18 protein-coding genes are annotated in these 20,898 nt (G+C 46.1%); 7 read left to right on the top strand and 11 right to left on the bottom strand.

Features of this window, described 5'->3' with window-relative positions; all coding sequences use genetic code 11:
- Positions 1 to 44 precede the first annotated feature (44 nt).
- The 3 genes from H735_RS16305 (at position 45) to H735_RS30955 (ending at position 2,080) form a co-directional block, all read left to right on the top strand.
- Positions 45 to 716: a type 1 glutamine amidotransferase domain-containing protein gene (locus H735_RS16305; protein ID WP_020197280.1), complete on the top strand. Its 672-nt coding sequence runs from the start codon at positions 45 to 47 to the stop codon at positions 714 to 716.
- Positions 717 to 970: 254 nt separating this feature from the next.
- Positions 971 to 1,846: an alpha/beta hydrolase family protein gene (locus tag H735_RS16300; RefSeq protein ID WP_020197279.1), complete on the top strand. Its 876-nt coding sequence runs from the start codon at positions 971 to 973 to the stop codon at positions 1,844 to 1,846.
- A 66-nt stretch (positions 1,847 to 1,912) separates the two neighbouring features.
- A complete protein-coding gene (locus tag H735_RS30955; RefSeq protein ID WP_155399400.1) occupies positions 1,913 to 2,080 on the top strand; it encodes a hypothetical protein in 168 nt (55 codons plus the stop codon).
- Between the two features lie 52 nt (positions 2,081 to 2,132).
- Here H735_RS30955 and H735_RS16290 read toward each other — a convergent pair whose 3' ends face one another.
- Complete coding sequence (locus H735_RS16290) at positions 2,133 to 3,104, bottom strand: FAD:protein FMN transferase (protein WP_020197277.1); 972 nt, start codon at positions 3,102 to 3,104, stop codon at positions 2,133 to 2,135.
- A gap of 95 nt (positions 3,105 to 3,199) precedes the next feature.
- A complete protein-coding gene (locus H735_RS16285) occupies positions 3,200 to 6,214 on the bottom strand; it encodes a flavocytochrome c (RefSeq protein WP_020197276.1) in 3,015 nt (1,004 codons plus the stop codon).
- Between the two features lie 635 nt (positions 6,215 to 6,849).
- Here H735_RS16285 and H735_RS16280 point away from each other — a divergent pair.
- Positions 6,850 to 8,367 (top strand): arylsulfatase, encoded by a 1,518-nt coding sequence (locus H735_RS16280; RefSeq protein WP_020197275.1) that lies wholly within the window; start codon positions 6,850 to 6,852, stop codon positions 8,365 to 8,367.
- Between the two features lie 96 nt (positions 8,368 to 8,463).
- Here the strand turns inward: H735_RS16280 and H735_RS16275 are convergent, their stop codons facing one another.
- The gene (locus H735_RS16275; RefSeq protein ID WP_020197274.1) at positions 8,464 to 9,111 is read right to left on the bottom strand and encodes a glutathione S-transferase family protein; all 648 of its coding nucleotides are present in this window, start codon (positions 9,109 to 9,111) and stop codon (positions 8,464 to 8,466) included.
- Positions 9,112 to 9,229: 118 nt separating this feature from the next.
- On the opposite strand from H735_RS16275, the gene H735_RS16270 reads away from it, so the two are divergent.
- Entirely contained in the window at positions 9,230 to 10,060 is an 831-nt protein-coding gene (locus H735_RS16270; RefSeq protein WP_020197273.1) for a LysR family transcriptional regulator, read from the top strand.
- Between the two features lie 9 nt (positions 10,061 to 10,069).
- Here the strand turns inward: H735_RS16270 and H735_RS16265 are convergent, their stop codons facing one another.
- The 5 genes from H735_RS16265 to artP form a co-directional block, all read right to left on the bottom strand.
- The gene (locus H735_RS16265) at positions 10,070 to 10,642 is read right to left on the bottom strand and encodes a dioxygenase family protein (RefSeq protein ID WP_020197272.1); all 573 of its coding nucleotides are present in this window, start codon (positions 10,640 to 10,642) and stop codon (positions 10,070 to 10,072) included.
- Positions 10,643 to 10,778: 136 nt separating this feature from the next.
- The gene (artM, locus tag H735_RS16260) at positions 10,779 to 11,447 is read right to left on the bottom strand and encodes an arginine ABC transporter permease ArtM (protein ID WP_020197271.1); all 669 of its coding nucleotides are present in this window, start codon (positions 11,445 to 11,447) and stop codon (positions 10,779 to 10,781) included.
- Complete coding sequence (gene artQ / locus H735_RS16255; RefSeq protein ID WP_005388570.1) at positions 11,444 to 12,133, bottom strand: arginine ABC transporter permease ArtQ; 690 nt, start codon at positions 12,131 to 12,133, stop codon at positions 11,444 to 11,446. The genes artM and artQ overlap by 4 nt, the downstream gene beginning before the upstream one ends.
- A gap of 1 nt (position 12,134) precedes the next feature.
- The gene (locus H735_RS16250; protein ID WP_020197270.1) at positions 12,135 to 12,866 is read right to left on the bottom strand and encodes an arginine ABC transporter substrate-binding protein; all 732 of its coding nucleotides are present in this window, start codon (positions 12,864 to 12,866) and stop codon (positions 12,135 to 12,137) included.
- Between the two features lie 88 nt (positions 12,867 to 12,954).
- Positions 12,955 to 13,683 (bottom strand): arginine ABC transporter ATP-binding protein ArtP, encoded by a 729-nt coding sequence (artP, locus tag H735_RS16245; protein WP_152447665.1) that lies wholly within the window; start codon positions 13,681 to 13,683, stop codon positions 12,955 to 12,957.
- 532 nt (positions 13,684 to 14,215) lie between these two features.
- Between artP and H735_RS16240 the strand changes: the two genes are divergently transcribed.
- Positions 14,216 to 16,444, top strand: coding sequence for a hypothetical protein (locus H735_RS16240; RefSeq protein WP_020197268.1), 2,229 nt, complete (start codon positions 14,216 to 14,218; stop codon positions 16,442 to 16,444).
- Between the two features lie 205 nt (positions 16,445 to 16,649).
- Positions 16,650 to 17,645 (top strand): ABC transporter substrate-binding protein, encoded by a 996-nt coding sequence (locus tag H735_RS16235; protein WP_020197267.1) that lies wholly within the window; start codon positions 16,650 to 16,652, stop codon positions 17,643 to 17,645.
- Between the two features lie 28 nt (positions 17,646 to 17,673).
- On the opposite strand, the gene H735_RS16230 is transcribed toward H735_RS16235, so the two are convergent.
- From H735_RS16230 to H735_RS16220, 3 genes are all read right to left on the bottom strand, one after another.
- Positions 17,674 to 18,543 carry a LysR family transcriptional regulator gene (locus H735_RS16230; protein WP_027726794.1) on the bottom strand — a complete coding sequence of 290 codons (870 nt, stop codon included), beginning with the start codon at positions 18,541 to 18,543 and terminating at the stop codon, positions 17,674 to 17,676.
- A 118-nt stretch (positions 18,544 to 18,661) separates the two neighbouring features.
- Positions 18,662 to 19,714 carry a DUF1254 domain-containing protein gene (locus H735_RS16225; RefSeq protein ID WP_020197265.1) on the bottom strand — a complete coding sequence of 351 codons (1,053 nt, stop codon included), beginning with the start codon at positions 19,712 to 19,714 and terminating at the stop codon, positions 18,662 to 18,664.
- A 33-nt stretch (positions 19,715 to 19,747) separates the two neighbouring features.
- Positions 19,748 to 20,761, bottom strand: coding sequence for a DUF1254 domain-containing protein (locus H735_RS16220; RefSeq protein ID WP_020197264.1), 1,014 nt, complete (start codon positions 20,759 to 20,761; stop codon positions 19,748 to 19,750).
- Between the last annotated feature and the right edge of the window lie 137 nt (positions 20,762 to 20,898).

Here is a 20,898-nt window from a genome sequence, read left to right as displayed (position 1 = left end):
TGAAGGTGTTCAACAAATACACGTAAGCCAAAAAGGAAACCATCATGAAGAAAGTACTCATCATTGTGACGAACCATGCGACCCTTGGTGAAACTGACCAAGCAAACGGAACTTACGCGCCAGAGCTCACTCATGCCCTTAGCGAACTACTAGGTGCAGGATTCGATTACGACATTGCCTCTATCAAAGGTGGACAAGCACCACTGTACGGAACCGACATCGAAGGCGACGCAGTGAACGAGAAAATCTTGGCGGATGATGATTTCCAGAACCGCATCAACAACACGATTCCAGTGTCACAAATCAACGGTGACAACTACGATGCGATCTTCTATCCGGGTGGTTTTGGTCTTCTTTCAGACCTAGCGAGCAACGAAGATTTTGCCAAGATTTCTGCAAAACACTATGAAGATGGCGGTATTGTGGCAGCAGTTTGTCATGGTCCGGGCGCTCTTCTTCCGATCACGCTTAGCAATGGCGAAAAGCTACTTGCGTCTAAATCAGTGACAGGTTTCACTCGCGAAGAAGAGATCGACTTCGGCACTATCAACGACATCCCATTCCTATTGGAAGAGTCTCTTGCTCGTGGCGCAGCGCGATACTCTAAAGCGCAGCCATGGCAAGAGCTTGTGATTGTGGATGACCGAATCATCACAGGTCAAAACCCAACGAGCGCACACGGCGTAGGTAAAGCGATCGTAGATCTATTGAGCTAGTCCCTAGACACTCTGCCCACGAAGAACAAAGGAAAGCCGCCTTCATGTCGCTTTCCTTTTTGTTTGTCGTCTATTTCACTATTCAGCCAAGACCATTCAGTTCCCTCGCCCCTTCCCAATACAATAACGAGTGATGCCTCGCAAAACTTGAGTTACTTCAAACTCATCTACTTGTATTTCTTTGATTCATTGAAACTCACCAAAGATTGAATCAAGGTAAGTTAACAATTCAATAACAACAAGTCAGAACGACAATGAATAATGAATTAGTACTGAAAACGCCTGATGCGCTCTCCATCCATGCCAGAGTTTTCCATCCAGAAAGCGAGGTAAAAGCTGGCATCATCATCAACGCAGCTACCGCAGTTAAGCAAAGCTATTATCAACGTTTTGCTCAACTCCTCGCGCAAAATGGTTATTTGGTGGTGACCTATGACTATCGCGGTATTGGTCAATCCGCCATTCAAGATACGCGCGATCCTCGCTTAACAATGCAAGCATGGGGAAAAAAGGACTTGGCAACCGTCATTGATTGGGCGATAACCCATCACCCTGCGCTCGATTGGCACTGTATTGGGCACAGCGTTGGCGGTCAGATCTTAGGTTTAGCGGCAAACAACGCGGTATTTAAAAGCGTTTACTGTGTTTCCTCTCAAAGCGGATATTGGGCAAATTGGGAAGGCATTGCTAAACCGCGCATGTTTGCCATGTGGTACTTCGCCGTTCCAGTGTTATCAACGCTGTTTGGCAAAGTTCCCGGAGTCTTTCTTGGCGGCGAAGCTCTACCTGAATGCATTGCCAAACAATGGGCATACTGGGGACGCGATCCGCACTACATCATTGATGAAAACGGCACGCCAATCCGCGAAAATTTCGAGAAAATGACTTGTGATATTAAGTTCAAACTGATTGATGATGATATGGACTTTGCACCGCCAAAATCCGTCCATCAGCTTGCCAGCTTTTACAGCAACGCGAACGTCGAAATAGAGACAGTGAAAACAAAACAACTGGGCACCAAAGTTGGACACTTTGGCTTCTTCCGTAAGAAACATGAAGGCGATCTCTGGTTAGATGCTCTAGCTTGGCTGAACAACCAATATCCGAGTGAGATAGAGTCGGTGGCGTAATGCGATATTATCGCCATTCCTCATCAATTCCGGATATAATGCCGCCCTTGTTCCAACTGATGAATCATGACAATGCGAAAATACTACGTAACTGAAGGCGACACGACGTCTAAGAAAGAGAAAATTGCCTACCCTAAACTGGCGCTATGTGACCAATGTGTGAGTAGCTATGTTGTGATCAGTGAAGGCGAACGCACGTACGAAGAGTGCGCTAAATGCGGTGCGGACGATTAACGCTAACGCGATAAATTAATGATATGAGGCAGGTTTGAATCTCTGTCTCATGTTATTCTTCGAATTCTGACTCTTCGCGCAATAAAATACAGCCTTTATAATCCATCAGCCCTTGTGTGACGTGCACTTCACCTTGCTTTGAAACAACCACTGCCTCGATTTCCTGTTGCTGATTTAGGTACGACATCGATTCTTCTACGCTTGATAAAAAGCCTGCGGTACTCCAGATTTCACCATCGACAGACAGGCTAGAGATAATAGTCAAACTGGCGATATCGGTTGAGATTGGCATCCCCGTTTTGGCATCCAACAAGTGATGATAACGCTGCCCGTTGGATTCAAAAAATCGCTCATTGATACCCGATGTCACCATCGACATGCCTTGTAAAGGTACGACGCGAACGACATCACCACGCTCTGATAATGGGTTCTGAATACCCACATTCCATGCTTTGTTGCTGTTATCTGGCGAATGGCCGATGGTCAGTACGTTCCCACCCAAACTGATAAATCCGCTTTGCACGCCTGCTTCAACCAGTTTGTGCTTTACCTGATCGGCAAAGTAACCTTTAGCAATCGCGCCCAAGTCTATCTCCATCCCCTTTTGACTTAAGAACACCGAGCGGTCGTCTTCGTTCAAAATGATCTTGGTCGGATCGACCAAGGATAGCTTGTCAGTAACCACGTCATGAGACGGCACTTTGGCATCCTTAAAACCAATTCGCCACGCTTTTACTAAAGGCCCAATAGCAACATTAAACGGGTTTCTTGTGTCTTCACTGTGCTGTTTAGCAAGCTTAATCAGGTCAAATAGGTCATCTGCTACCACCACAGGCGCAATGCCCGCATTTTGGTTGACGCACATCAGCTCAGAGTCGGATTGATTGACCGTAAATCGGCCTGCGTAATCGGCGAGTTGCGCGTAGGCTTCTCTTATCAGTTGCTCACCGTTCGAGTGATACACCACCACATCGATAAAGGTGCCCATCATCTGAAATCTGGCGTTGTATTTATTGGTGCTCATCGATTTCTCCAAACACTAAATACGGAAAAAGAGGGAAGCTCCACTCCCCTCTTATTGATTACTTATCTTGCTCTGTTTCGCTCTTGAATGAGTGCTTAAACAAGATCAGATGCACTCTCACCAGCGATACGACCATAAGTGAAGATATCGATCAGCGCGTTACCTCCGAGACGGTTACCCGCGTGGATGCCACCTGTTACTTCGCCCGCTGCGTACAGACCTTGAATAACTTCGCCGTCTTTACCAATCACGCGCGCCTTAGTATCAATCTTCAAGCCGCCCATAGTATGGTGAACTGAAGGCTGACGTGGCGTCGCGTAGAATGGCGCTTTTTCCACTTTCAAACCGAAGGCACTCTTATGGAATTCAGGATCCTGCCCCGCATCCACACAAACGTTGTATTGTGCGATGGTGTTAGTTAGCTCTTGCGTCGGAACGCCAATTTTCTCTGCCAACTCTTCTAGTGTGTCAGCTTGAATAATGATGCCTTCTTTGATTTCGCGTTCGATGGTTTCATCTGATGTATTCGCTGCGGTTTGACGAATGTTTTCGTCCGCAATCATGTAAATCAGACCACCGTTATCGAAGAACGCCTCAGAAAGCACGTCACGGCTACCACACTCATCAACAAAGCGCTTACCTTGCTTGTTCACGAATACAAAGTTCTCTGGTGGCACAATCAGACCGGTCAGCAGCGCACCTGATTTAGGGTCACCAACGGGCATTAATTGCACAAAGCCCATACCAACTAATTCTGCGCCTGCTTTCTCACCAATTTCGATGCCGTCACCAACCAATGCTGGTGAGTTTGTGGTCTTGATGTCGTCCGCGATTTCTTTCCAGTATGTGTTGTACTTTTTGATCATCTGAGTGTTTGCGCCGAAACCACCAGAAGCCAACACCACACCATGATTCACGTGAAGGATAAGCTCTGTGCCGTCCGCTTGAACCGCTTTGATGCCCACCACTTTACCGGTATCAACCATCAAATCCGTTGCACGCGTATCTGTAATGATGCGACCGTTTTGCTCTTGAATGCGTTTTGATAGTTTGTCGACAAACTCTACGCCTTTTGGACGTTTAGGTTTGTGTGCACGACGCCACAAGGCACCAACGGGGATCTCAACAACGCTACGGTCAAAATCAATGCCCTTTTCACTCAACCAATCAATAGATTCCATAGAGCGAGATGTTAGGGTTTCAACCAAATCGTATTGACCATAAATCGATTCACCATTCAAGTCGGTACGTTTACCACCAAGGTAGGTTTGAATGCGGTGTAATTCGACAGAATCAAACAAGTACTGCTTGCCGTTCTCAAGGTCTGTAAAGTAACCGTCCAGTTGCGCTTTAAGTACTTTGAAATCTTCAAGGTACTCACCCGCAAACTCGGATTCCGCTGTTTTCGCTAGCAGCATCAAGGTTTCTTTTTCGCCAGGAAGTGCTGGGAAATCACCTTGCCATTTTGGTTCTGCCGCGTTCACCCAACCGCCAGTACGCACCGTGTTACCACCGATTGCAGGGAACTTCTCAAGCAAAACAACCGACTTGCCTTTGTCTAGTGCCGTCAAGGTTGCACTCAAGCCAGCACCGCCGCCACCAACAACCACGATATCCACGGTTTCTTCGATGGTTTTCGATGACCATGCCACCGCTTCTTTGGCTTTGCAGCGCAGTGCTTCTGAGTTACCGCCCGCCAGATCAACCGCGTTCGATACGCCGTCCAATACTGCTTGGCTGCTAACTGTCGCACCTGAAATCACGTCGATGTTCAGTGTTTGACCATCAAGAATTTGTTGAGGAATTCGTTCAAATGCTGGGTTTGCGATGCCGTCCGATTCTTTTGATGAGTCCACCACAATGTCGAGGATTTTATCTTCAGAGAACGTAACGGTAACCGGCAAGTCACCATTGTGACCGCGACCATACGCCGTGTATTCACCTGAGTTAAATTTGATTGGAACGTTCTGCAGCTCTTTGATGCGTTGGTGCTTCAATGCTTCTGCTGCGCTGTCCACAATCATGTAATCCATGATTTCCCAAAGTGGTGTTGGGATTTGCAGCGCTTCTTGTTGCGCGATGTCCGCGAACTCAGCACAGGTCTCATCGTTAAGCGCTTTGTTTGCCCAAGTAGGTTCAACCAAATAACCTTTACCGACACTAACCATGTCGTAACCTTGCTCTAGGGCATTTTCTGCATCTTTGCGCTGAGCAATACCACCAACACCAATCACTGGTACTTTCGCTACACTTTCAGATTGAAGCTTACGGTATTTGTCGATTAGCGGCTCTTGGTCTTCTGGCGTAACGATTGAGTTACGTAACCAGCTACCCATTGAGAAATGGAAGTAATCCAAGCCGTGAGTCGCAAGCTTGTCTAGCAGGAACATGGTGTCATCAAAGCGGATGCCCGGTTGTTCAATCTCTTCAGGAGAGAAGCGGTAACCGATGATGAAATCAGATTTGTTATGTTGCTCAGCCACTTGCTTAGTTTTTGCAAGTACAGCTAATGGGAAGGAAGTACGTCTTTCAATGTTACCACCCCATTTATCGTTACGACGGTTTGAGTGTGGCGAGAAGAATTGCTGAATCAGGTATGTGTTTGCGCCGTGAATTTCTACGCCATCAAAGCCAGCAAGGATTGCACGATTTACTGCATCACCAAAGCGATCGATCATCCCTTCGATTTGCTCTTTGGTCATCTCAAGTGGCGTTTCAGCGTTGTCACGTAGCGCAGCGACTGGGCTTGCAGAAATCGGTTGGTGTCCGCCATTGAACTCAGGGTTTGCCATACGACCGGCATGGTAGATCTGCAGAATCGCTTTGGAGCCTTTGGCTTTAATCGCATCGGCAAGTTTGGTTAAACCTGCGATTTTGCTGTCGGTATCAATACCAAGCGCACCAGGGAAAGCACGACCGTAATTCTCTACAAACGCACTCTCGACAATGATCGCCCCAGCATCACCAGAACGAGCCGCGTAGTAATTGATCATCTCTTGCGTTACGCCGCCATCAAAGAATGCAGACTGAATCGTCATCGGTGCCATCACGATGCGATTATGCAGTTTGACCCCTGATTGAAATACAATTTCATCGACTAACTGAGCCATAAATAGTTTCCTTCAACAGATTAATTCTCATATCAAAGGCACCTCCAGTTCGGCCAGCGCACCACAAGTGTTTTTGATATGAAAACCAATGTCTCCATTCGATAACCACAAAAATATTATTGATTTGACCGTATGAGTAAAATGAATACTTTGCATTTTAGCTATGATTGATACGCATTAATTAAAGACTAAGTGGTTTGATTTGAATGGTAAAAACGGCAGGAGATGAAGCGCGACGCCTTAATGTTTAATTAGGCATTAAGCCTTTTCTGATCGAGAATTTAATAGGTAATTTAAGCTTCGGGCTTGCGAAGAAATAGTTTGAAAATAGAAGTGCCTGTCATCAAATTCGATAGACAAAGAAAAGTACAGAGACTCATAAAAACACCGACTTCCAACAAAATAAAAAATGATTTTTAACGCTGTTTAACGCTTCAAATCCTTTGCCCACCACAGTTTCATTGTGATTGTTCTACTTTTCTTCCTCTTGCTATCCATAAGAAAAACGTATCTAAAGCCTAAAAATCAATCAGGTGTACTATGCTTACTTGGCAATTCACTGATCAGCTTTACGGTTAATTCGCATTCTCTTACTCCAAAAGAAATGAACTCTATTTATTGTCCAGGAGGACTCGATGAACAGGATATTGAGACAGTTTCTTGTATTGATAAGCGCGGTCGCGCCTGTCAGTTTGCTAGCAGCAGATAAACCCAACATTTTGGTATTTTGGGGCGACGATGTGGGTGTTTACAACATTAGCGCTTACCACAACGGCATGATGGGTGGTCGTACACCAAACATTGATACCATCGCAAAGGAAAGTGCCATTTTCACAGATGCCTACGCGCAACAAAGTTGTACTGCGGGTCGTGCATCCTTCATTCTTGGTCAGCACCCATTCCGAACCGGTCTTCTTACCATTGGCATGCCAGGCGCAAAGGAAGGGATTCAAGCTAAAGATCCAACCATCGCCGAACTGCTGAAGAACCACGGTTATGTCGCGGGTCAGTTTGGTAAAAACCACTTGGGTGACCAAGACGAACACTTACCGACTAACCACGGTTTTGATGAGTTCTTCGGTAACCTTTACCACTTGAATGCAGAAGAAGAGCCTGAATCAGAGTTCTACCCTAAAGATCCTGAATTCCGTAAAAAATTCGGCCCTCGTGGTGTTCTAAAATCCACAGCAGACGGCAAGATCGAAGATACAGGTCCACTGACTCGTAAACGCATGGAAAACGTAGACCGCGAGTTTATGGAAGCCAGCCTTGCCTTTATGGAAAAAGCCGTAAAAGAAGACAAACCTTTCTTCATCTGGCACAACTCAACTCGTATGCACGTTTGGACTCACCTAAGCGACGAGTACAAAGGCAAATCAGGTTATGGCCTATATGCAGATGGCATGATGGATTTGGATGACCAAGTTGGCGTGATGCTGAAAAAGCTCGACGAACTTGGCGTCGCTGACAACACCATTGTAATTTTCAGTACCGACAACGGTGCAGAGAAATTCACTTGGCCAGATGGTGGTACAACACCATTTAAAGGCGAGAAAGGTACGACTTGGGAAGGTGGTTTCCGTGTTCCTATGATGGTTCGCTGGCCGGGTCAAATCAAACCGGGTACGGTGATCAACGATATCTTCTCTCAAGAAGACTGGATGCCAACACTGCTTGCTGCTGTTGGTGAACCAGATATCAAAGAGAAACTGCTAAAAGGCCATAAGGCAAACAACAAGACCTTTAAAGCGCACCTAGATGGTTACAACCAGTTGGATCTACTTACTGGTAAAGCCGAAACGGGCGCACGTAACGAGATCTTCTACTTCGATGCCAGCGGTCACTTAAATGCACTGCGTTACAAAGATTGGAAAATCCACTTTACGATTATGGAAGGTGCAATTAACGAAGCTTACCGTAAAACGCCTAGCTGGCCGTTGATTGTTAACCTGCGTATGGACCCATTTGAAGTAGGCCCAGACTCCGCTCTTTATGTTCGCCACTTCTACGCAGATCAAATGTGGATGTTTGTGCCAGCCCAAGCGATCGTTCGCAAATTCCTCGAAACCTTTAAAGAGTTCCCAGCGACAAAAGGCAGCTCTTTGAGTATCGAACAAGTCGTTGATGCAATGACGCAACCGCAACGGAATTAGGCAAAACGAACTTAAGTACATTTACTCCACTTAAAAAGCATTAAGCCTACGGAGTATGGATATTATCGCTGGTATCTGTACTCCGTATTTTTATGTTTAAATTTCTACCCCTGCTTCATCTTCTTCTACGATATCCGTTTCTTGACTCGCCTCTTCGAGCCATTGCTGTAGAGATTCACTTGCTAGCACCTTCTGTTGGTAAGCTTTGGCACCTTCCGATAGCTCGATGCCATAAGTTTGGAAACGCAATGCCACAGGTGCATACATGGCATCTGCAATAGACCATTCTCCAAATAGCCAACCGTTGGGATACAGTTTGGCTTGCTCAGCCCAAATGGCATCAATACGCGCAATATCCTTACGCGCACCATCCGTTAGATCGACATTTCTGCGTGCGCGGATGTTCATTGGGAGTTCGTTTCTTAAGTCAAAGAAACCCGAATGCATTTCTGATGCAATTGCGCGTGCTTTAGCTCGTTCTGCGGAGTTGCTTGGCCATGCTCTACCTTGCAAGTATTGCTCGTTAACGTATTCCAAAATCGCTAATGAATCCCACACGGTTGCATCACCATCCACCAAGGTCGGTACTTTCGCGGTTGGTGTAATACCTTCCAAGGTCTTATAAAAATCTTCCGTGAATAATTTGAGCTTGGTGACTTTCACATCCAGTTTGAATTGAGAAAAGATCAGCCATGCGCGAAGTGACCAGCTTGAGTAGTTTTGATTAGCAATAAACAGTTTCATGACGCCTCCATGCGGTTCGTGTTTTGAGTACCCATTCACAATATCTGATTGTATTTAAGGGGACTAACGGATAGTTTTGATGGAACACTTCAACAAAAACGATGGATGAGTTTTAGATATGGATATCGATGCGTTACGCAGCTTTCTTGCTTTTGTAGAAACGGGCAGTTTCACTCGAGCAGCCAAGCAGATCAATCGCACCCAATCAGCGTTCAGTGCACAAATGCGTAAGCTGGAAGACGAACTCAGCGTCAGCTTGTTTGAAAAAGAAGGTCGCAACCTAGTATTGAGTGAAGCAGGGCTGGCACTGCGCTCTCACGCCGAGCAATTGGTCAGCTTGCACAATCAAGCACTGAAACAAGTGAAACGCTATGAAAATAAGCGCCCTCTTCGCTTGGGTTGCCCCGAGGATTACAACGATAATATCCTGCCTAAAGTCATCCGCGTATTACAGCAATCTGAGCCAACATGTTCGATTCAAGTCTTCAGTGAGCCAAGCATCACCTTGAGAGAAAAACTTGATGAAGGAAAGCTAGACGCCGCTATTGTGACAAGAGCACCGGACAGTGAGGAAGGTTACTGGCTAGCAAGCGACAAAGGTGTGTGGATTGCTCACCCTGATTTTGACATCGAGAACGCCCAACCTCTCCCTCTCGCCCTATTCCAAACCGACTGCAAATACCACGCGGCAGCAGTAGACGGATTAACCAAACGTGGCACTCCTTATCAACTACTGGCATGTTGCAATACGGCCTCTGCACAACGAGCGATTGTACGTTCAAGCATGGCTATCGGTGCGATGGGGAGTATTAGCGTTAGCGAGGATCTTAAGATCTTAGACGATATGCCATCGCTGCCTTCAGTGGATATCGTGTTGGTCACGGGCGTCGAGCCTCATCCGATACTGGATAAAGAATGCTTGGCGCAATTGGTTGAGTTGATGGCTTAACCGAATTCGCTAACCAATCACAAAGTTAAATTCGCCCGTTAACCGCCCGTCGATTCGCATGGTTTCAAACTGCAGATAATCACGGACTTTGCCACCCCACCATTCATCACCAGTATTGCCTTTTAAGTATAATTGAGTGGTCAGAAGCTCTTGGTTATCCCGCCACAACTTAACGTGAATGTGCGGCGGACGAGAGGCATAAGGCACGGGGTACAAAGTCTGAAACAAGTAGCGACCATCCGATTGGGTTTCTGACGCGCCAAAGCCTGCAAAGTGGGCATCAAACTTATCATTATTTGGCTGCTTAGGATGATCGTAAATCCCCTGCCCATCGCATTGCCAGATTTCTACTTTGATGCCTGAAACTGGGTTTCCAGATGTATCTACGACTTTGCCTTGCAACACGATAGGTTCACCGACCAAGCCTTCTGATTGCAGAATCAAGTTTTGACGAAGAGGAATATCCACTACTGGATAAAATGGCCCTTCTGTTTGTGCTGGCGTTGGCCGCATTGGTGTTTTCGCTTTTAAAGAGGGTGCGAGCAACAATGTCCACAGCGCTAAAAAGTGTCTTCTTTCCATGGTGCTACCAATGCAATTACGTTGAATTAAGTTTGGTGGAACTTGAGGGTTTTGCCATGACGAATATAAAAAATGCCCCTGCAAGAGAGTCATTTGCAGGGGCACTGTGGAACTAAATTGAGTGTTGATTGAAGGTTTATGCGGCTTCGAACGCTAGTGCTTTCTTCTCTACCTGACGGAAAATGAGAGTCAGCACACCATTTACCGTTAAATAAAATGCGCCTGCAATACCAAATACCGTCAACGTATCGTAGGTTTGTGCGTTAATGCGCTGCGCGTAACCCATTAGATCCATGATCGTAATCGTGCTTGCTAGTGACGTACCTTTGAAGACCAAAATCACTTCGTTCGAGTAAGCCGGAACCGCACGACGAATAGCGTATGGCAGCAGCACTTTCAGCGTTGCGGTTTTGTTCATGCCTAATGCACGACACGCTTGCCATTGGCCGGAAGGAATCGCGTTGAATGCACCTTTGAACAACTGAGTACTGTACGCCGCGGTATTGAGCGCTAGCGCTAACATCGCACAGAACCACGGTTGGCTTAACCATGTCCAAAATACGCTTTCTCTTACTGCATCAAACTGACCCGGACCGTAGTACACCAAGAAGATCTGTACCAACAAAGGCGTACCTGTGAACAAGGTGATGATACCACGACTGACCCAATGCAAACCCGGAGTACGTAGGATCAGAGTCAGCGTCATCATCAGAGCTAAGAGACAGCCCACCACTAAAGAAGCGGCGGTCAATTGGAGGCTAGAGCCTAAGCCATCCAGCATTTGCCAAACGTGTTGTTCGTTCATGCGGTTGCCTCCTGTCCCATGCTCATGCCTTGAATTGAGAACTTCTTATCAATCAGTTTGACGGCACGTTGTGTAATCAAAGTAATGCCTAGGTAAATCGCCGCAGCGGTTGCGTACCATGTAAACGCTTCATGGGTCGCTGCAGATGTTAGCTGCGCTTGCTTCAATAAATCCGTTACGCCAATTAGTGATACAAGCGCGGTATCTTTCAGCAAAACCAACCATTGGTTCGTTAAGCCTGGTAGCGCGTGTCTTACTGCTTGTGGCAAAACAATGCGAACGAAAGCGTGTGCTTGACTGATGCCGAGTGCACTTGCTGCTTCTCTCTGCCCTCTTCCAACGGCTTTTAATGCGCCACGTAGAGTTTGAGAAGCATAAGAAGCGAAGATCAATGACAACGCCACCACGCCAGACAAGAACGGGCTAACTTCAATAAAGTCGCCGGTGATTAAAAACAGAACCTGCGTCGAACCAAAATAGATAAACAACACGACAAGGATTTCTGGCAAACCACGTACAATCGTCACAAACGCCGTCATTGGCCATTTAACGAAAACGCGGCGAGACATTTCACCACTGGCGAATACCACTGCCAGAATCAAACCGACTAAAAGGCTTGTGAAGGCCAGCTGGACAGTCATCCAACTAGCTTGAACAAGCGATAAAGAGTAACCCGTTAGTGCCATATTACTTACCGAAGTACTTGTTGTAGATTACGTCGTATTCGCCGTTCGCTTTCACTGTTTTCAGTGCCGTGTTCAGCTTGTTCACTAGCTCGTCGTTACCTTTGTTTACTGCGATACCGAAACCGTTACCGAAGTATTTAGGGTTAGTAACGTGCTCACCAACGTACGCTAGGTTGTCTTCTTTCTTGAACCATTCTGCTACGACTGCTGTATCACCGAATACAGAATCAATACGGCCATTCTTCATATCGATGAATGCGTCTTGGTAGCTTGAGTAAGGAACCGCTGTTACGCCAGGCATTTGCTCAATCAGGTAGCTTTGGTGTGTTGAACCGTTTTGAACACCAACACGCTTACCTTCTAGTGCTTTTTGATCGACCACTTTTTCTTTGATAGAAACAAACGCTGCTGAGTTGTCGTAGTAAGGGTCAGAAAAGTTCACTTGCTCCAAACGCGCGTCAGTAATATCCATTGCAGAGATAGCCGCATCGTAACGCTTGAATTTTAATGCAGGGATCAGGCTGTCAAAAGATTGATTGTGGAAGGTACATTTTGCTTCCATTTCTTTACATAGTGCGTTCGCCAGATCCACATCAAAACCTTGGATTTGGTTGTTTTCATCCATGTATTCGAACGGTGCGTAAGTCGCTTCCATCGCGAATTTGATCTCTTCTTGTGCTGCTGCGTTAGCTGAGACAAGACCGATTAGTGAAGCTAGTAAAATCTTTTTCATTGCAATACTCCGTGTGTACTTAGTGGGCTGACACTCGCAATGACAGCCGAGCTTATCTGTTAAATAGATTGAACTTTAAAAACGTAATTTAGTGATTTAGGTAATCGGCAAACTGAGTGGTTTGCGGATTAACAAATGCGTCGTGCGTGCCGTGTTCTACGATGTGTCCTTGTTCTAGGTATAGAACATGGCTAGCGATTTTCTTGGCGAAATCCACCTCGTGGGTCACAACTACTTGTGTAATTCCGGTTTCGCTTAAATCATTAATGATTTTGACCACTTGGTTCGTGATTTCAGGGTCAAGCGCCGCGGTAGGCTCATCAAAAAGCAAGACTTCTGGTTTCATCATCAGCGCGCGGGCAATCGCCACACGTTGTTGCTGACCGCCAGAAAGTTGCATCGGCCATGCATCCGCTTTGTCTGCCAAGTGCAGCGTCGCGAGAATTTGCATTGCCTGCTTCTTCGCTTCTTCTTTATCCATGCCAGAGACTTTTACCGGAGCCTCAATCAGGTTATCCATCACTGTCATGTGTGGCCATAGGTTGTACTGTTGGAACACCATGCCCACTTTACGACGAAGCGCTAAACCTTGCTTCTCTTTGATTTCAGTTGAAAAGTCGAATGCGTCATTAGCGATGTTTAACTGGCCGTTATCCGCCCCTTCGAGAAGGTTAAGAACACGTAGTAGAGAGCTCTTCCCTGCACCACTTGGACCGAGTAACACCAACGTTTCACCGCTTTCACAATTAAAACTGACATCGTGTAGAACTTGGGTATCGCCGTAAGACTTATTGATACTTTTAACTTGAATACTCATGCTGCCATACTGCATTAATTGTCATCTGGAGCTTATACTAGCAAGAAAGAGATTTTATGCAATAAAAATGTATAAAAATATAGATTGTTAATTTTTTGTATAAGAAACAACCAGCTCAGCAGAGTATATGACTGGTGCAATGAGTGAGGTTTTAACGGTATTTGTTGATCAAAAAAGCCCATAATTTCGATAGCTTAGAATTCCATTGGACACTTAAGCCAATGCTCTGCAGCGCCATTCATTGAGAGCATCAGTCCGAAAGACAGTAACTGGTTGTATAAGCACTTTCCCTCTCTCATTTTGAGAAAAATCTCGCGTAGCTTTTCTTCACTTCTTCAAGACTCAAAATTGAGACAAACAGGACTCATTTTGTAAAAAGCTGATTTGCTTAGCGTATTCATCTTATAAAGAATTTATCAAAAGAGAGATGTTCTAGTACTTTCTTGAATTGGTCTGACCGATCGCTAATACTTCCTCGTAATTTGACTCGCAATTTGAGTAATCGAAGTTTTTTGATTGGGACAACTCAATAATGAAGCCATATCGTTTTGCGCTGCTTGCGCTTGGTTCTTTGAACCTGTTTTCGCCTACTACTTGGGCTAGTACTGCTGTCGTTTTACCGGGATTGCATGTGCAAGGTGTCGATTTACAAGATGCTCCGCTCTCTGCCGATGATGTGATCGATTGGGAAATTAACAATGCCGATATTGTGTTTGGTGCTTACCCAAACAAGGCTGACAACGAGCGTGTCCAAGCCATCGGTTATATGTACAACCAAAAGCTTGAGCTCAATGCGGGTTGGGTAGAAAACGATATTCGCAACGAGGCAGAGCTGAATGGGATTGATTACGAGGATTACTTTCTCCATTTTGCTGAAGACACCATCATCGCAGAGGTCGACTCTAGCCATGGTGAAAATACCTTACTCAATCGAAAACCGATGATCGTTGGCTATACCGCCAGCGCTGACCACGCCGGTTTTTGGCTATATCAACAACCACCATGGGATGCTGACGTATTTGGTCAGGCGAATAATGGTGGTGCGCTCTATGTTTATCACTCAGAGAAGTTCGACCGCTTAACCTTTAAGTTCTCTCAGTTTGCTCAAGGCGGCAGCTTCACGATTGAATACCCTTCTGCCATCGACTCCTCTGGTCAGGTAACAGAGTGGAAAAGCTTCGCGATTAAAAAAGACAAAACTGAGAACATGACTAAAAACCAAACGGTAAACTGGTCTGTTCCTTCGGATTGGGTTCGCGCTACAACACACGATGGCAGCGGGCAAACCTATGGTGGTGGTCAGTATTTTGGTTCCACCTTTTTGCGCGATGGCGGCCGTCTTTACGTTGCGAAAATTACTTGGCATGACGAAAACATCGAGAATCGCCCTCGTCTAAAAGAAGTAAAGCTCAAAAACAGCTTCCAAACCGTTAAGTTGACCGATGCTCCAACGGCAACACCTGAAGGTCAAACCATTCAACGCTGGCGTAAAATTCGTGGCTTTGACAAGTCTGCGGATCTCAACCAAGACAATTATCTTTCTTGGAATGAATACAAAAACCGTTCGAATAAGAACGCAACAGCACGATTTCTTTGGGAGTCACGCGTTATTCCATTTGGTCGTATGTGGAACCAAACCTCTTCTTGGGCGTTAACCAATCTCGGCAATCCCGACTTTGCCAACGCTATGCACCACTATTACCAAGCAGAATGGGCGAAGCAAGGTTTAAACGGTGCGTACAACGACGATACGAATAAGTTACTCGGAGCAAATCAGTTCTACGTTTATTCCGGTGGTACGGTGGATGAACTTGGTTTAGTCGCTGGTAGCCAAGCTGCTGACGATGCTTACAAAGCGCAATTCTCGGCGTTTTTAAACAAACTGGCGACGCTGGATGCGTATGCGTTAATTGGCCTCAACATCGGCACGGCAAACTTATTCGGTCGCAATGGACAGAACCACTTAGTTGAAGCTGGTTCTCTGTACTTACGCGAGCATTACCTTTTCCCTTCTACTGGCTTTAGTGGCTATGCTGGCTTAGCTAAGTTTTGGGATAACTCTGCACTCGCCAAAGCTGGCCAGAAAGTGATTTATCAAGCGACCACGCGTTATGGTCGAGTTCAATACTTTGGCAACACTGAAGATAACTGGAAGCAAGACCAATACTCTGCACTGGCAGCGTTCTACTTGAATCATCACCCTGAGCGCAGCTACTTTAATCAGTGGAACAATGGTTACCTATATGGAAGTAATAACACTACAAGTGATAACTTCTGGAAAGCAGGCGTGCCAAAGAATATTGCCTACCAACCAAGTACTTTACTTGCCGTTGATTTGGGCGAACCTGCCAATCAGCTCCCCGAGGACGCAGAGGCCATCCCACTGATGATGTCCACCAGCACGCCTTCCCCAGCGGATTACACGGTTATTGGTGATTCGTCGATGAACGAAGTGGTACATGCAGATCTACCCGATGGCATTACTTACGTTTCTCCCACGTTCACCTACTTTGCGTATCGCTCTGAGAGCAATGTGGTTCCTCAAGGCCCTGCAGAGATGGTATTAGCACGCGAGTTTAGCAAAGGCAGAGTGTTGTACCGCACCGACTTTTTCGGCAAGAGCGCGGATTATTTCACTGCGCCTAAAATCACCATCACGTTAGATGAGCCGATGAGACCCGTAGACGAGGACGGCAACATTGGTGACTACGTGTCGCAAATCGAAATCGGTGGTTACGAAGGTCTGTTCTTGTTGTACTGATGAGGCTTACCAGACATAGCGTTTGCTTCCACTCTCTCCCAATCCTAATTGCTGATTTCGGCGTTAACGGGAGAGCGTGGGTCTCACGTTTTAATCTTCCGAATCACTTCGTTTTCAACTTCACAGATAACGTCCTATTCTCTGAATCTTCATAAACCTTGTGTATATACTGAATCAAATGACAATGATAAGGGAATTCAGTCACATGAAGACAACACCGTCCGTTCTTTCCGTTTTGCTGCTATCCGCTTTTTCTGCTCAATCTTATGCAAGTGAATGTGGTGAAATCACCATAGCGGATATGAACTGGAACTCGGCGAGTTTGATGGCGCACATCGACCAGTTCATTCTTAATGAAGGCTACCAATGCGATGCAGAACTTATCCCGGGTGATAGCGTACCGACTGGCACCTCAATGATTGAGAAAGGCCAACCGGATGTTGCTCCTGAGCTATGGACCAACGGAATTAAGGAAGCGTTAGACAAAGGCATTGCGGATAAGCGCTTGCGTATCGCTGGAGAATCTTTGGTCAATGGCGGCGAGGAAGGCTTTTGGGTTCCTTCTTATCTGGTAAAGCAGTATCCGGAATTAGCAACCATTGAAGGTGTGATTAAACACGCCAAGTTGTTTGAGCACCCAGAAGATGATGAGAAATTCGCCTTCTACAGCTGCCCTGCCGGTTGGACATGCCAAATCACCTCTGGTCACTTATTTGATGCTATGGAACTCGAGAAATACGGCTTCGATATGATTGACCCAGGTTCGGGCGCAGCGCTAGCTGGCACTATCGCGAAAGCTTATGAACGTGAGAAACCTTGGTTCGGGTATTACTGGTCACCGACGCCTGTATTGGGCAAGTACGACATGGTGAAAGTCGACTTCGGCAGCGGTACTGATGTGGAAGAATACCGCACCTGTACAACGCAACCTGACTGTGAATCTCCAAAAGTGACTATGTACCCACCTTCACCGGTTCATACCGTTACAACCGAAGCCTTTGCCAATAAGGAGCCACAAGCTTACGCCTACTTGCAAAAACGCGGGTTCACCAATCAACAGATGAGCCAATTACTTGCGTGGATGGAAGATAACCAAGCAGACGCAAAAGAAGCGATGTACTACTTCTTCGAAACCTATCCTGAGCTATGGAAAACATGGGTATCGGCAGACGTGGCTGCGAAGGTAGAAAAAGCCATTTAACGCTTTACTCACTCCTCCTGTTAACGGCTCAAGAATAATGCTGTGATGACAGGGGGAGACTTAGCCTTTCTTTTAGCACTCGCCGCATTGCCCGATGCTCTGCACAGTTCGCGTGTCGTTTGTGATAAGCGATCTGAAACGTAAATTGGCCACTTGGAAACGGACTTTGAAAATAACGAATGTTGAGAGCACCTCCCCACTTTTTCGCCACCGACAAAGGCACAACACCCAAACAATCTCTCTGAGCTACGTTAGTCAGCACACCAAGATAAGATGACGTCACCACTTCGATTTGATTCGCTTTAATCGTCACGTTTAACGCCGCTTCATGCTCAGTTTCCACACTCCAAGTGGATGAGAGAACACAATGCTTTTCGTTGTGGAACGCATCGATATCAAGCCTTTTACTAAGCCTTGGATGATCCGCTCGACCAATAATTACAAACGGTTCTTGATGAAGATCTTCCACAATGATTGAAGTGGGTTTATTACCAATGCTGCCGATAATAATGTCGGCTTTTCGGTGGTATAGGAAATCACACAGCTCACCAGCATCTTGTGTGGATTCGTGAAAGATCACATTGTCGATAGGGCTTAGCCCCAATAAAGGTAAGTCGCAGCAATAGGCTTTAAATGATTGCGGTTTCGTCATCGCATTATCAATGATACTCAGCGCTTGTCTGAGTTGTGGCAGTAACTCTCGTGCCGTATGCGTCAGCTCAATACTTCTCCCGCTTTTTACAAATAGCTTTTTATTGGAGGCCTGTTCCAATCGCCGAATCGATGCACTGACGGCAGGTTGTGTGACACCAAGTTGCTCAGCCGCTTTAGTGTAAGATTGACTCTCCGTTACGACGAGAAAGGTGTTGATTAGGTTCAAATCAATGGGCTTTGACATGAGCATTTGCTTCGCGTGTATTGAATTAAAACGAAAGCGAGCCACTGCCAAAAACAGTGACTCATTATTCGTTGGTTATTGCTAATTGGTTACCGGCTATTGGCAGCAAGAAACAGAACTACTGCTTCCCTGTCCCTTTCACCAAGCGAGAATTCTTCAAGTAGTCGTTCACCACATAGTTTTGAATCGCTTGCTTAGACGTCGGCAAGTACATTCTTAATAACCCGCTCCACCCTTCTCTGACGGTTAAGTTGTTTGCTTGTCCTTCACAGTTAAAGCGGAATGTGTAAGTACCGTCCTCATTTGGCGTCATACGCTTGTTCGAAATCGCAAAATCATCATCTGCAATCCAGCCATCTTTGTCGTATACCGTCATGCTGAAGAATGCGTGACGATCGTACTGAAGCGGTGGCGGGTTAATGGTCAAAGAACTGCATTGCGTTTCCCCTTTGTTTCCCGGAATTTGTGGCAAGTACACAGCCGCATCTGAGGGTAAGCCCGCCCATCCTGCCGAAGAGGCAATCACAAACGAGGTCGGGTCAACTTGACCTTTGTTGCCAAAAATATCGAAGGGTTTAGGGATGAACGGACGTAACTTTTGCACCGTCGCTCGCGCAGCCAATACTTCTTTTTCATCAAACCCTTTTGAGACGTAAGGGTGGCGAGTTTCAGCAGACAACTTAATCGCGTTTTGGTAATCATGCGCCCTCTTCAAGGCCTTCGGGTCGTGGTTATCCGCAGCCGCTACTCGCGTATTTAGGAATACATGAGTACCAGAGCTCAGCATATCTGGCGTCAAACGCAGTGTCTGACCCGGATAGACTTCTGCAATCGTAAAGTGGTTCTCGTCGATCACCTGAACAATGGCATATTCATCGTACTCAGGCATGGTAATGGTTGCCGATTTGGTGACGTCCAGTATTGCATGGCTGTACATCGTGTCTTCGTTTTCACGAATAACGAACTGGTGCTCTTTGCTCGATGGGATGCGATTGTGCTTATAGGTATTAACTGGCACTTCTTTTTGCAAACGCGTCATATACCAATCTGTTTCTTTCGTTGGTTGATCGGCAAAATCAGTGACAACATTGTCCAAAGTTGCTTCTTTCGCTTGTAACCCAGTCGTAAACATCAAAGTAAGGGTCGATAGCGCAAGTATCGTTTTGTTCATAATGGTGACTCCTAAATCTGAGGGTTTGATGAGTTATTGAGAAACCACTTTCGGTTCTGGTAACTGGTAGGATTCCGTTTGAGTAAGATCCGGTTTGTAGATTCGCATCATGACATCCCACCCTTTCGCCACTGGCATGGCATTCTTAGCGCCTTTAGGACAGTGACCGTAGTTCACCGTGAATGAGCCATCTTGGTTGTACTCGATGTTGTTTTTGTTCAGAACCGCTTTATCAAAGGCGATGTAACCTTGGTGGTTGTACAAGGTCAGAGAGTAGAAGCCATTGCCTTTTACTTTTGGTGCTTGGTAAGTGGCTTGAGAGCAGCTGTCTGGATTAGCAACCTCGCCAGAACTGTAGTAGGAAAAGTATTGCGCTTCGGCATCAGGCAACATTCCCCAACCAATGGCGGTGCCGTACATATGCATGCGAGGATCCACCTCACCATGAGCACCTTGCATGTTCTTTTGATTGCCCAGTTTGGCGCCTTCTTTTGTCAACGCATCACGGACAGAGACAAGTTGGGTCATATCGTAGTTCGGCATGATGTGCTCTTGATGCGAACCTGTCGTCACTTTGAGTTTATTCTGTATGGCTTTTACTCGAAGCAAATCAGCAGGGTCATTTGGGTCTATCTGCACACGAGCAACAATCATCGCAAAGTCAGTTTGGCTCTCAATATTATGCGTTCCCGGCGTCGAGAAAACTTGGTCGATGTAGTGATCGTTTTGCACCACCATCACCGAGATGTAACGCTCGCCCGTGTCTGGAATGGTAATACTCCCGCCTTTCGATAAATCAGCCACATAACCTGAGTAAATGGTGTCACGATTCATACGAACAACCGTTTGGTTATCCAAAGGCGTCAGACCTGGGAAGTGAAACCACTTGTTAGACCCAACCAGTTTAGTGATGTTTTTGAACGCGAGATCAGATTCCGCAAACTCGTAGTTTTTCTCAGTAACAGGGACAAGCGTTTCAGCCAATACATGGCTTGCACCCGTTAAGGCAAGTGTGGAGAGTGAAAGCGTTAATAGTTTCTTTTTCATGGAGAGCGTACTCATGTTAAGTGCTTTAGGTAGGAGTATTAAGGTTCCAATGTTTATCTGTTGACCAACCTTAACCTAAGCAATAACATTCCATAAGGGACTTATTTTCACCTCGCTAATTCCAAAAGAGAATCGAG

The sequence above is a fragment of the Vibrio owensii CAIM 1854 = LMG 25443 genome (assembly GCF_000817815.1).
Taxonomy (GTDB): Bacteria; Pseudomonadota; Gammaproteobacteria; order Enterobacterales; family Vibrionaceae; genus Vibrio; species Vibrio owensii.
This window is presented reverse-complemented; position numbering and strand designations above follow the sequence as displayed.